The 13,099-nt window shown below is 60.5% G+C and carries 10 protein-coding genes; all 10 read left to right on the top strand.

All coding sequences use genetic code 11. The features are described 5' to 3' along the window. Nucleotides 1–144: 144 nt before the first annotated feature. Nucleotides 145–1,131, top strand: a complete 987-nt coding sequence (gene pspF, locus AFK67_RS10755) for a phage shock protein operon transcriptional activator (protein WP_032967326.1) — start codon at nucleotides 145–147, stop codon at nucleotides 1,129–1,131. Nucleotides 1,132–1,228: 97 nt separating this feature from the next. Next, the gene (gene sapA, locus AFK67_RS10760; protein WP_007723824.1) at nucleotides 1,229–2,869 is read left to right on the top strand and encodes an ABC transporter substrate-binding protein SapA; all 1,641 of its coding nucleotides are present in this window, start codon (nucleotides 1,229–1,231) and stop codon (nucleotides 2,867–2,869) included. Next, the gene (gene sapB / locus AFK67_RS10765; protein WP_007723827.1) at nucleotides 2,866–3,831 is read left to right on the top strand and encodes a putrescine export ABC transporter permease SapB; all 966 of its coding nucleotides are present in this window, start codon (nucleotides 2,866–2,868) and stop codon (nucleotides 3,829–3,831) included. Before sapA ends, sapB begins: the two co-directional genes overlap by 4 nt. Then, nucleotides 3,818–4,708: a putrescine export ABC transporter permease SapC gene (sapC, locus tag AFK67_RS10770; RefSeq protein ID WP_007723832.1), complete on the top strand. Its 891-nt coding sequence runs from the start codon at nucleotides 3,818–3,820 to the stop codon at nucleotides 4,706–4,708. The genes sapB and sapC overlap by 14 nt, the downstream gene beginning before the upstream one ends. Further along, nucleotides 4,708–5,700 carry a putrescine export ABC transporter ATP-binding protein SapD gene (gene sapD / locus AFK67_RS10775; RefSeq protein WP_007723835.1) on the top strand — a complete coding sequence of 331 codons (993 nt, stop codon included), beginning with the start codon at nucleotides 4,708–4,710 and terminating at the stop codon, nucleotides 5,698–5,700. The genes sapC and sapD overlap by 1 nt, the downstream gene beginning before the upstream one ends. A 1-nt stretch (nucleotide 5,701) precedes the next feature. After that, entirely contained in the window at nucleotides 5,702–6,508 is an 807-nt protein-coding gene (gene sapF, locus AFK67_RS10780) for a putrescine export ABC transporter ATP-binding protein SapF (protein ID WP_007723837.1), read from the top strand. Nucleotides 6,509–6,628: 120 nt separating this feature from the next. Then, on the top strand, nucleotides 6,629–7,417 hold the full coding sequence (gene fabI, locus AFK67_RS10785; RefSeq protein ID WP_007723839.1) for an enoyl-ACP reductase FabI: 789 nt from the start codon (nucleotides 6,629–6,631) through the stop codon (nucleotides 7,415–7,417). 189 nt (nucleotides 7,418–7,606) lie between these two features. Further along, complete coding sequence (locus AFK67_RS10790) at nucleotides 7,607–8,761, top strand: carboxymuconolactone decarboxylase family protein (protein WP_007723842.1); 1,155 nt, start codon at nucleotides 7,607–7,609, stop codon at nucleotides 8,759–8,761. Nucleotides 8,762–8,849: 88 nt separating this feature from the next. Beyond that, nucleotides 8,850–10,784 (top strand): exoribonuclease II, encoded by a 1,935-nt coding sequence (locus tag AFK67_RS10795; RefSeq protein ID WP_007723846.1) that lies wholly within the window; start codon nucleotides 8,850–8,852, stop codon nucleotides 10,782–10,784. A gap of 309 nt (nucleotides 10,785–11,093) precedes the next feature. Next, a complete protein-coding gene (gene pdeR / locus AFK67_RS10800) occupies nucleotides 11,094–13,088 on the top strand; it encodes a cyclic di-GMP phosphodiesterase (RefSeq protein ID WP_038883518.1) in 1,995 nt (664 codons plus the stop codon). The last annotated feature ends 11 nt before the right edge of the window (nucleotides 13,089–13,099 follow it).

Genomic DNA, 13,099 nt, shown 5'->3' on the forward strand with positions numbered 1-13,099 from the left:
CGGGCTAAGCCCTTGCTGTATGGCTTAATACAAATGGCGTGCCAACTTTTTATTTAATTGATTTTATTAGATTAATGAAAATTGTACCGTTGCGCCCATCCAGGCTAAAGTAGTGATATACGCTACTAAGTGGTGAATTTCATCATGACTGAATACAAAGATAACCTGATTGGCGAGGCGAACCGGTTTCTTGAGGTGCTGGAGCAGGTGTCGCAGCTGGCGCCGCTCGATAAACCCGTGCTGATTATTGGCGAGCGCGGCACCGGCAAGGAGCTTATCGCCCACCGCCTGCATTATCTGTCGCGCCGCTGGCAGGGGCCGTTTATTTCGCTCAACTGCGCGGCGCTGAATGAAAACCTGCTCGATTCCGAGCTGTTCGGCCATGAGGCGGGCGCGTTTACCGGCGCGCAGAAGCGCCATCCGGGGCGCTTTGAGCGCGCCGACGGCGGCACGCTGTTTCTTGATGAGCTCGCCACCGCGCCGATGCTGGTGCAGGAAAAACTGCTGCGCGTGATTGAATATGGCGAGCTGGAGCGCGTCGGCGGCAGCCAGCCGTTGCAGGTGAACGTGCGGCTTATCTGCGCCACCAACGCCGATCTTCCGCAGTTGGTCGAAGAAGAGAAATTCCGCGCCGACCTGCTCGACCGTCTCGCCTTCGACGTGGTGCTGCTCCCTGCCCTGCGCGAGCGCGACACCGACATTATGCTACTGGCAGAACAGTTCGCTATCCAGATGTGCCGCGAACTCGGCCTGCCGCTCTTTCCCGGCTTTAGCGAACGCGCCCGCGAGACGCTGCTGGGTTATGGCTGGCCGGGAAATATCCGCGAGCTGAAAAACGTGGTGGAGCGCTCGGTGTATCGTCACGCCAGCAGCGACGAGCCGGTGGATACGATTATCCTCGATCCGTTTCGCCGCGACACGCCGCCCCCGGCGCGGCTTAGCGCCCCCGCTCTCACAGCAAACGCGCCCACGCTGCCGCTGAACCTGCGCAAATGGCAACATGACGAGGAAAAACGGCTGCTGGAAACGGCGTTACAGGCGGCGAAATATCACCAGAAACAGGCCGCGGAATTGTTGGGTTTGACCTACCACCAGCTGCGGGCGCTGCTGAAAAAACATGAAATTCGCTAAAGCCGGATACTTTTAACCCAAACGCCCGCAGAGTTTTTTACGAAGCTGCCGTAAGTGCGATACACTTTGCCTGGTGACTAAAACAACTCAAAAACTTATGCGCGGAATTCTCTCCCCTTTTTTAGCGACGCTCGGGCTCCTGAGCGTACCGGCTTTTGCTGCGCCTCCCGCCGGTTCTCCTGGCGATATTCGCCAGAGCGGCTTTGTCTATTGCGTTAATGGCCAGGTCAATACGTTTAACCCCCAGAAGGCCAGCAGCGGGCTGACGGTCGATACGCTCGCCGCCCAGCTCTATGACCGCCTGCTGGATGTCGATCCTTATACTTATCGCCTCGTGCCGGAGCTCGCCGAAAGCTGGTACAGCCCGGACGACGGCATCACCTGGCGCTTTCGGCTGCGCCCGGACGTCCAGTTCCAGCATACCCGCTGGTTTACGCCTACCCGCGCGTTTAACGCCGACGACGTGGTGTTTAGCTTCCAGCGCATTATCGACCCCAAACACCCCTGGCATAACGTCAATGGCGCAAGTTACCCCTATTTTGACAGCCTGCAGTTCGCCGATAACGTGCGCAGCGTGCGTAAGCTCGATAACCGTACCGTGGAGTTTCGCCTGCGCCAGCCGGACGCCTCCTTTTTATGGCATCTCGCCACGCATTACGCCTCGGTGATGTCGGCGGAGTACGCCGCGACGCTTGAGCGTAGCGGCAATCAGGAAGAGCTTGACCGCGAGCCGGTCGGCACCGGGCCGTTCCGCCTCGGCGAGTATCGCGCCGGACAATTTATCCGTCTGCTGCGCCACGACGCCTACTGGCGCGGCAAACCGCAGATGCCGCAGGCGGTTATCGATCTCGGCTCCGGCGGCACCGGGCGGCTTTCCAAATTGCTGACCGGCGAGTGCGACGTGCTCGCCTGGCCTGCCGCGAGCCAGCTTACGAGCCTCAGAGACGATCCGCGCCTGCGCCTGACGCTGCGCCCCGGCATGAATATCGCCTATCTGGCGTTTAATACGCACAAGCCGCCGCTCGATAATCCGAAGGTACGCCACGCGCTGGCGCTCGCCATTAACAACCAGCGCCTGATGCAGTCCATCTATTACGGTACGGCGGAAACCGCCGCCTCGATTTTGCCGCGCGCCTCCTGGGCGTATGACAACAACGCCAAAATCACCGAATACAACCCGGATAAATCGCGCGCGCAGCTTAAAGCGCTGGGGCTTGAAAACCTGACGCTGCAACTTTGGGTGCCCACCAGCTCGCAGGCGTGGAACCCGAGCCCGCTGAAAACCGCCGAGCTGTTGCAGGCGGATCTGGCGCAGGTTGGCGTCACCGTTGAGATTGTGCCGGTGGAGGGCCGTTTTCAGGAGGCCCGGCTGATGGACATGAATCACGACCTGACGCTCGCGGGTTGGTCGACAGACAGCAACGACCCGGACAGCTTCTTCCGCCCGCTGCTGAGCTGCGCGGCTATTCGCTCGCAAACCAATTACGCCCACTGGTGCGACCGCGATTTCGACGGCGTGTTGCAGTCGGCGCTCTCCTCGCAGCAGCTGGCCTACCGCATCGAAGCTTATACCCGCGCCCAGACCATTCTCGCCGAACAGCTGCCGGTGCTGCCGCTGGCGTCATCGCTGCGGCTGCAGGCGTATCGTTACGATATGAAAGGCCTGGTGCTGAGCCCGTTCGGCAACGCCTCGTTCGCGGGCGTCTCACGTGAAGTCACAGAGGACAAACAGCCATGATTATCTTTACCCTGCGCCGGCTGGTGCTGCTGGTTATCACGCTGTTTTTCCTGACGATGGTCGGCTTCTGCCTGAGCTATTTCACGCCCCACGCGCCGCTGCAGGGCGCGTCGTTCTGGAACGCCTGGCTGTTCTGGTGCGACAGCGTGCTGCACTGGGATTTCGGCGTCTCCAGCATTAACGGGCAGCTTATCTCCACCCAACTGCGCGAGGTGTTCCCGGCGACGATGGAGCTTTGCTTCCTGGCGTTCGGGCTGGCCCTGCTGGTGGGGATTCCGGTCGGCATGGCGGCGGGCATTCTGCGCCATAAATGGCAGGATAAACTTATCAGCGCGTTCGCACTGCTCGGCTTTTCGATCCCGGTGTTCTGGCTGGCGCTGCTGTTTACCCTCTTCTTTTCGCTGACGCTCGGCTGGTTCCCGGTGTCGGGGCGCTTTGATCTGCTCTATGAAGTGAAATCGGTGACGGGGTTCGCCCTGATTGACGCCTGGCTGTCTGATTCGCCGTGGCGTCACGAGATGATTTTAAGCGCGCTGCGCCATATGGTGCTGCCGGTGCTGACGCTCGCGGTCGCGCCGACCACCGAGGTGATCCGCCTGGTGCGCGTCAGCACGGTTGAAATTCTGGAGCGCAACTACATCAAAGCGGCGGCCACGCGCGGTCTCTCGCGCCTGACTATCCTGCGCCGCCATGTGCTGCACAACGCGCTGCCGCCGGTTATCCCGCGTCTCGGCCTGCAATTCTCCACCATGCTGACGCTCGCGATGATCACCGAAATGGTGTTCAGCTGGCCAGGGCTTGGCCGCTGGCTGATTAACGCTATCCGTCAACAGGACTACGCCGCGATCTCAGCGGGCGTAATGGTGATTGGTTCGCTGGTTATTCTGGTGAACGTGCTGTCAGATATTGTGGGCGCGCTGGCGAACCCGTTGAAACATAAGGAATGGTATGCCTTACGATAGCGTCTATCGCGAGAAACGCCCGCCGGGCGCGCTGCGCACCGTCTGGCGCAAATTTTATGGCGACACCGTGGCGATGGTGGGCCTTTACGGCTGTGCGGGCCTGGTGCTACTGTGCGTGTTTGGCCGGGTGTTCGCGCCCTACGGCATCGACCAGCAGTTCCTCGGCTATCAACTGCTGCCGCCGTCCTGGTCGCGCTACGGTGAAGTCTCGTTCTTCCTCGGTACCGACGATTTAGGGCGCGACTTGTTAAGCCGTCTGCTGAGCGGCGCGGCGCCCACCATCGGCGGCGCGTTCGTGGTGACGCTCGCCGCGACGGTCTGCGGGCTGCTGCTGGGCGTGCTGGCGGGCGCGACCCACGGCCTGCGCTCGGCGGTGCTGAATCACGTGCTCGATACGCTGCTGTCAATTCCCTCCCTGCTGCTGGCGATTATCGTGGTCGCCTTCGCCGGGCCGCAGTTAAGCCACGCGATGCTGGCCGTCTGGCTGGCGCTGGTGCCGCGTATGGTGCGTTCGGTCTACAGCATGGTGCATGACGAGCTGGAAAAAGAGTATGTCATCGCCGCGCGCCTCGACGGCGCCACCACCTTTAATATTCTGCTGTTCGCCGTGCTGCCGAACACTGCGTCGCTGCTGGTGGGCGAAATCACCCGCGCGCTGTCGATTGCGATTCTGGATATCGCGGCGCTCGGTTTTCTGGATCTCGGCGCGCAGCTGCCTTCGCCCGAATGGGGCGCGATGCTGGGCGACGCGCTGGAGCTTATTTACGTCGCGCCCTGGACGGTAATGCTGCCGGGTGCGGCAATTATGGTGAGCGTTTTGCTGGTGAATCTGCTGGGCGACGGTATTCGTCGCGCCATTGACGCGGGGGTGGAGTAATGCCGCTGCTTGATATCCGCAATCTGACGATTGAATTTAAAACCAGCGAAGGCTGGGTGAAAGCGGTGGATCGTGTCAGCCTGAGCCTGCCGGAAGGCGAGATTCGCGGTCTGGTCGGGGAGTCAGGCTCCGGCAAGAGCCTTATCGCCAAAGCGATTTGCGGGGTCGCCAAAGACAACTGGCGCATTACCGCCGACCGTATGCGGTTTGATGATATCGACCTGCTGCGCCTCTCGCATCGCGAGCGCCGCCGTCTGGTCGGCCATAACGTGTCGATGATTTTTCAGGAGCCGCAATCCTGTCTCGATCCGTCGGAGAAAATCGGCCGCCAGCTGATGCAAAACATTCCCGGCTGGACTTACAAAGGCCGCTGGTGGCAGCGTTTTGGCTGGCGCAAGCGCCGGGCCATCGAGCTGCTGCACCGTGTGGGGATTAAAGATCACACAGACGCCATGCGCAGTTTCCCTTACGAGCTGACCGAAGGCGAGTGTCAGAAGGTGATGATCGCCATCGCGCTCGCCAACCAGCCGCGCCTGCTGATTGCCGATGAGCCGACCAACGCGATGGAGCCGACCACCCAGGCGCAGATTTTCCGCCTGCTCTCCCGGCTCAACCAGAATAACAACACCACGATTCTGCTCATCAGCCACGATTTACAGATGCTGAGCCAGTGGGCCAACCGCATCGACGTGCTTTACTGCGGCCAGACGGTGGAAACCGCGCCGAGTGAGGAGCTTATCTCGACGCCGCATCATCCATACACTCAGGCGCTGATCCGCGCCATCCCGGACTTCGGCAGCGCGATGCCGCATAAAAGCCGCCTCAACACGCTGCCGGGCGCGATCCCGCTGCTTGAGCATTTGCCGATCGGCTGCCGTCTCGGACCGCGTTGCCCGTACGCCCAGCGCAAATGCATCGAAACCCCGCGTCTCGACGGGCCGAAAAATCATCTTTTCGCCTGCCATTTCCCGCTGAACATGGAGAGAGAGTGAAATGGTGGAAACGCTTTTGCAGGTTCGCAACCTGAGCAAAACCTACCGCTACCGGACCGGCTGGTTTCGCCGCCAGACCGTCGAGGCGGTGAAGCCGCTGAGCTTTACGCTCCGCGAGCGCCAGACGCTGGCGATTATCGGCGAGAACGGCTCCGGCAAATCCACGCTCGCCAAAATGCTGGCGGGAATGGTAGCCCCGACCACCGGCGAACTGGTGATTGACGATCATCCGCTGACGTTCGGCGACTATTCGTTTCGCAGCCAGCGCATTCGCATGATTTTCCAGGACCCGTCGACATCGCTGAATCCTCGCCAGCGCATTTCGCAAATCCTGGATTTCCCGCTGCGGCTTAATACCGATCTTGAGCCGGACGCCCGCGCGAAACGCATCAAAGAGACGCTGCGCATGGTGGGCCTGCTGCCCGATCACGTCAGCTACTATCCGCATATGCTGGCGCCAGGGCAGAAACAGCGTCTGGGCCTCGCGCGCGCGCTGATCCTGCGCCCGAAAGTCATCATCGCCGACGAGGCGCTGGCGTCGCTCGATATGTCGATGCGTTCGCAGTTAATCAACCTGATGCTGGAATTACAGGAAAAACAGGGTATCTCTTATATTTATGTCACCCAGCATATCGGCATGATGAAACACATCAGCGATCAGGTGATGGTGATGCATCAGGGCGAGGTGGTCGAGCGCGGCAGCACTGCCGACGTGCTCGCCTCCCCGCTGCATGATTTAACCAAACGGCTTATCGCCAGCCATTTCGGCGAAGCGTTAACCGCCGATGCCTGGCGAAAAGACCGTTAATCCGCCATCTGTAGTGGTCGGATTAACTCATCCGGCGAGTCATGTTAGAATCGCCGCGTTTTAACGACGGCTGGCGCTTTCGGCCTGCCGCCATAACAATGACGATAAGGATTAAAAGCTATGGGTTTTCTTACCGGTAAGCGCATTCTGGTGACTGGCGTTGCCAGCAAACTGTCCATCGCGTACGGTATCGCACAGGCTATGCACCGTGAAGGGGCTGAACTGGCGTTCACCTACCAGAACGACAAGCTGAAAGGCCGCGTGGAAGAGTTTGCCGCTCAACTGGACTCCAGCATCGTGCTGCCGTGTGACGTTGCGGAAGATGAAAGCATCGACGCGCTGTTCACCGAGCTTGCCAAAGTCTGGCCGAAATTCGACGGTTTCGTGCACTCCATCGGTTTCGCTCCGGCTGACCAGTTGGATGGCGACTACGTTAACGCCGTGACCCGTGAAGGCTTCAAAATCGCGCACGACATCAGCGCCTACAGCTTTGTGGCAATGGCGAAAGCCTGCCGCGCGATGCTGAACCCGAACGCGGCCCTGCTGACGCTCTCCTACCTGGGTGCCGAGCGCGCTATCCCGAACTACAACGTGATGGGTCTGGCGAAAGCGTCTCTGGAAGCGAACGTGCGCTACATGGCGAACGCTATGGGCCCGGAAGGCGTGCGCGTTAACGCCATCTCCGCAGGCCCGATCCGCACCCTGGCGGCGTCCGGCATTAAAGATTTCCGTAAGATGCTGGCGCACTGCGAAGCGGTCACCCCGATCCGCCGCACCGTCACCATCGAAGACGTGGGTAACTCCGCCGCATTCCTGTGTTCCGACCTCTCCGGCGGCATCACTGGCGAAGTGGTACACGTTGACGGCGGCTTCAGCATCGCCGCGATGAACGAGCTGGAACTGAAATAATCTCCCGCTTTCTCGCACAAGGGCAGGTTTTCAACCTGCCCTTTTTATTTATGCCTTTCTGATATTTGTTATCACCGAACAATCTTTTATCGCTGTGACGTGTTACGCCAGGATAGTCGTGCATGACCTGCCCGACGCCGCGTATTGTTTCCGCCGTTCCGGGCGCTCATTTTCAGACAAGGAACGACCATGGAACAACGCCGCCTTACCGGCAAAAGCCACTGGTATCATGAAACCCAGTCCAGCCTCTGTCCGGCAGATCCGCTGCCGTTAGTTCCCGAAGCCGCGAAGGTGGAGGACCGTTTTCTGCTCGACCTGCCGCTGGACGACGAACAACGCGTGGCACACGCGCCGTGGTGCGAGGCTGCCCGCGCGCTCATTCCGTCGCTGCTGCCTGTGAAGCACCCTGTTACCCGCCTGCATACGCTCAGCGTCTATGACCGCCTCAGCACCGCGCTTACGGCGGCGCAGGTCTATGGCGTCCAGCGGTTGTGCAACCACTACGCCGCGCGTCTGGCGCCGGAGCCGGGACCCGACTCGTCGCGCGAAAGTAACCGCCGCCTGACCCAGCTCACCCAGACCGCCCGCCAGCTGGCGAGCTCGCCGACGCTGATTGACAGCGCCGCCCGCGCGCAGCTGGAAGACGCGGGCCTGTCGGTACATGACATTATTACCTTTACCCAGATTATCGGTTTTGTGGGCTTCCAGGCCCGCGCGGTGGCGCTGTTGCAGGCGCAACCCGGCCAGCCCGCGCGCTGGCTGCCGGGCATCGACATGCAGCAGGACGCGCCCGCCGCAGCCTTTGCCGCGCCTGAACCGCGCTGGCTGCCGGATCTGCCGACGCTCGAAATGGGCTGGGCGAGCGCCGAACAGCAGGCGGCGTATAACGCCGCGCTCGACGAGCCGCTGCTGCAACCGATGCTGTCGCTGCTGGTGCACGACGCCGCGGCGCTCCAGGGACTCCCGGCGCTGCTTAACGCCCTGCGCGCAGAGACAAACGAACAGGACGTGGCGCTGGTGGCCATGCTCAGCGCGCGCATCAACGGCAGCAGCAGCTGTTTTGACGAGGCTGCCCGCCGCTGGCGCGGTGAGCCCAATCTCCCGGACGCGATGCGCAACGGCGAACGGGCGCTGCTCGCCTGGAGCCACCATCATCCGCGCGAGCGCGCCGTTATTCAGGCGATGCAGACGCTCACCCGCGCGCCGGCGCGTTTCAGCCATACGCAGTTGCAGCCGCTCGTGGAGGCAGGCGTTGACGCCAACGCGGCGGTGCGCCTGCTCGCCTGTGGCAGTCTCTGCGGCTGGGTGAACCGTCTGCGTCTCGCCCTTGGCGTAACGGCGTAGCGCCGCGTGTGCCGAAAGAGCGCTTGCCGGGAGGCGCGCAATCGCGTAAAACTGTCAGCCGCTCTTTTGGCCACGAAAATTCGACACTATGTTTCAGGATAACCCGCTGCTTGCGCAGCTTAAACAGCAACTGCATTCCCAGACGCCGCGCGCCGAAGGGGTAGTAAAAGCCACGGAAAAAGGTTTTGGTTTCCTTGAGGTTGACGCGCAGAAAAGCTACTTCATTCCGCCTCCGCAGATGAAGAAAGTGATGCACGGCGATCGCGTCATTGCCGTTATCCATACGGAAAAGGAAAAAGAATCCGCCGAGCCCGAAGAGCTTATTGAACCCTTCCTGACCCGCTTTGTGGGCCGGGTGCAAAAGAAAGACGACCGTCTTTCTATCGTCCCCGATCATCCTCTGCTGAAAGACGCTATTCCGTGCCGTGCTGAACGCGGCGTCAGCCACGATTTCCAGAGCGGCGACTGGGCGGTGGCTGAAATGCGTCGTCACCCGCTGAAAGGCGATCGCGGCTTTTACGCCGAGCTGACCCAGTTCATTACCTTCGGCGAAGACCATTTCGTTCCGTGGTGGGTAACGCTTGCTCGCCACAACCTTGAGCGCGAAGCGCCGGACGGCGTGGCGACAGAGATGCTGGATGAAAACCTGACGCGTGAAGATCTGACCGCGCTCGATTTCGTCACCATCGACAGCGCCAGCACCGAAGATATGGACGATGCGCTGTATGTCGAAACGCTGGATGGCGACCGCCTGCAGCTGACCGTCGCGATTGCCGACCCGACGGCGTGGATTGCCGAAGGCAGCAAGCTCGACAATATCGCCAAAGTGCGCGCGTTCACCAACTATCTGCCGGGCTTTAACATCCCGATGCTGCCGCGCGAACTCTCAGACGATCTCTGCTCGCTGCGCGAAGGCGTGGCGCGCCCGGCGCTGGTCTGCCGCATGATTATCGACGCGCAGGGCGCTATCAGCGACGAGATTCAGTTCTTCGCCGCGACCATCGAATCCAAAGCCAAGCTGGCGTATGACGACGTTTCCAACTGGCTGGAAGAAAAAGGCGACTGGCAGCCGGCGAGCGACGCGATTGCCGCGCAGATCCGTCTGTTACAGCAGGTTTGTCAGCGCCGCAGCGCCTGGCGTACCGAACACGCGCTGGTGTTTAAAGACCGCCCGGACTACCGCTTTGTGCTGGGCGAAAAAGGCGAAGTGCTGGATATCGTCGCCGAGCCGCGCCGTATCGCCAACCGCATCGTGGAAGAGTCCATGATCGCCGCGAACATCTGCGCCGCGCGCGTGCTGCGCGATAAGCTGGGCTTTGGCGTGTATAACGTCCATGCGGGCTTCGACCCGGCCAGCACCGAACAGCTGGCGACGCTGCTGCAAAGTCACGGTATGCATGTGGACGCCAACGACGTGCTGACCCTGCCGGGCTTCTGCAAACTGCGCCGCGAGCTGGACGCGCAGCCGTCTGGCTTCCTCGACAGCCGCATCCGCCGCTTCCAGTCGTTTGCTGAAATCAGCACCGAGCCGGGTCCGCACTTCGGCCTGGGCCTGGAGGCTTACGCCACCTGGACCTCGCCTATCCGTAAATATGGCGATATGGTCAACCATCGTCTGCTGAAGGCGATTATCAAAGGCGAAAGCGCGCAGCGTCCGCAGGAAGCGTCCACCGTGCAGATGGCGGAACGTCGTCGTCTCAACCGCATGGCGGAGCGCGACGTGGGCGACTGGCTGTATGCCCGTTTCCTGAAAGACAAAGCGGGCACCGACACTCGCTTCGCGGCGGAAATCATCGACGTCAGCCGCGGCGGTATGCGCGTGCGTCTGGTGGATAACGGCGCGGTCGCGTTTATTCCGGCACCCTTCCTGCACGCGGTGCGCGATGAACTGGCATGCAGCCAGGAAAACGGGACCGTGCAGATCAAAGGTGAAACCGTTTATAAAGTGACTGACGTTATCGACGTGACCATCGCTGAAGTGCGTATGGAAACCCGCAGCGTGATCGCCCGCCCGGTTGCCTGACCCTCCGCTCCCCGGCCCCGCCGGGGAGTTTTTCTTTTCTCCCGCCTCGTCTTTCCCACTGTGTGAGCGCGCACATTTTTCCGGTCTTACTTGAGCATTTTTTCAAAAAACGATCACACTAACATTGTGCGTTGTAATTTAACGTCTTGAGAATTAAGCGAAATGGTCATGGCGATGGGGGATTATTCGCCTTCGCTGACAATATATTCCCGTAAAAACAAACGTTTTGCCTGTAATTGCTGGCTGAGTCCGGCTGTGCCGTTGCGTCGTAGCGTTAGCGTCGCGCCTGGGGTGGGTTCGGGAGAGAGCATGAAAGACGACCTGGAGAATAATCTGCTGTACCGCTATTCCGGCGCCGCCAGCCCTTTCTGGCGTCTGCCGCTGGACAGCAACGCCTTACAGCTCGCCACCAGCGAAGCGGCGACCACCAGCCATGTGGTGCCGCTGACGCCGGAGCAGGCGGCGCAGATCCGCACGATGGGGGTTATCACCTCAAGCGTCACGCTGTCGCTGTCGCTGTTTGGCGAACTGGTGCCGGTGCATCTGGTGGGCCGTAAAGTCTCCCGCAAGGAGTGGGCTGGCACGGCATCAGCATGGAACGACACGACGTCGGTGGCGCGCGATCTGGTGCAGGGACTGTCGTTTGCCGAGCAGGTGGTTTCCGAAGCGAATTCGGTGATTGTGATACTCGATCGCCACGGCAATATTCAGCGTTTTAACCGCCTGAGCGAAGAATATACCGGCCTCAAAGAGCAGGAAGTCATCGGGCAAAACGTTTTTAAGCTCTTTATGACGCCCGCGGAGGCGGCCGCGTCGCGCCGCAATATCACCGGTTTTTTTCGCAACGGCAGCTCTTATGAGGTCGAGCGCTGGGTGAAAACCCGCAAAGGCCAGCGTCTTTTCCTGTTTCGCAATAAATTCGTGCACAGCGGCAGCGGTCGCAACGAAATTTTCCTGATCTGCTCCGGCACGGATATCACCGAGGAGCGTCGTGCACAGGAGCGCCTGCGCACGCTTGCCAACACCGACGCCGTCACCGGTCTGCCAAACCGTAACGCCATCCACGAGATGATAAGCAACGCTATCAGCAGCCGCGGCGAAAGCCAGGTCGGCGTGGTCTATCTTGATCTGGATAATTTCAAAAAAGTGAACGACGCCTACGGACATATGTTCGGCGATCAACTGCTCCAGGCGGTGTCGCTGGCGATTTTAAGCTGTCTTGAAAAAGACCAGGTGCTGGCGCGTCTTGGCGGCGACGAGTTTATCGTGCTCGCGACCGACACCTCGCAGGCCGCGCTGGAGGCGATGTCATCGCGTATCATCACCCGGCTCAAACATCCGTTTCGCATCGGACTTATTGAAGTCTATACCGGTTGTTCGCTCGGCATCGCGCTGGCGCCGCAGCATGGCGATGACCGCGAAAGCGTTATCCGCAACGCCGACACGGCAATGTATACCGCCAAAGAGAACGGGCGCGGCAAGTTCTGCGTTTTTTGCCCGGAGATGAATCAGCGGGTGTTTGAATACCTCTGGCTTGATACCAACCTGCGCAAGGCGCTGGAGAAAAACCAACTGGTTATTCACTACCAGCCCAAAATGACGGTGCAGGGCGAGGTGCACAGTCTGGAGGCGCTCGTACGCTGGCAGTCGCCGGAGCGCGGGCTGATCCCGCCGCTCGATTTCATCGCGTATGCCGAGGAGTCGGGGCTTATCGTGCCGCTCGGGCGCTGGGTCATGCTGGACGTGGTGCGCCAGGTGGCAAAGTGGCGCGAGCAAGGCATCATGCTGCGCGTCGCGGTGAACGTCTCCGCCCGTCAGCTGGCCGACCAGACGCTGATAAGCGATCTGCGCCAGGCGCTCGCCGATCTTAACTTCACCCAAAGCCCTATTGATGTGGAAATCACCGAAAGCTGTCTTATCGAAAACGCCGATCTGGCGCTGTCGGTGATTAACGAATTCAGCGCGTTGGGCGCCGAAGTGCATCTGGATGATTTCGGGACCGGTTATTCGTCGCTCTCGCAGCTGGCGCGCTTCCCGCTTGACGCCATTAAGCTCGACCAGAGCTTTGTGCGCGATATCCATAAGCAGCCGGTGTCGCAGTCGCTGGTGCGCGCCATTGTCGCCGTCGCGCAGGCGCTGGATTTGCAGGTGATCGCCGAAGGGGTCGAGAGCGAAGAAGAAGATGCGTTTCTGACGCAAAACGGCGTCGACCAGCGTCAGGGATTTCTGTTCGCAAAACCGATGACTCCCGTCGCGCTGGCACGCTGGTATCAGCATTACCGCGCCGGAAAACAGACGCCATGAACGGCGTCTGT

It is taken from the genome of Cronobacter dublinensis subsp. dublinensis LMG 23823, from assembly GCF_001277235.1.
In the GTDB taxonomy this organism is placed as follows: domain Bacteria; phylum Pseudomonadota; class Gammaproteobacteria; order Enterobacterales; family Enterobacteriaceae; genus Cronobacter; species Cronobacter dublinensis.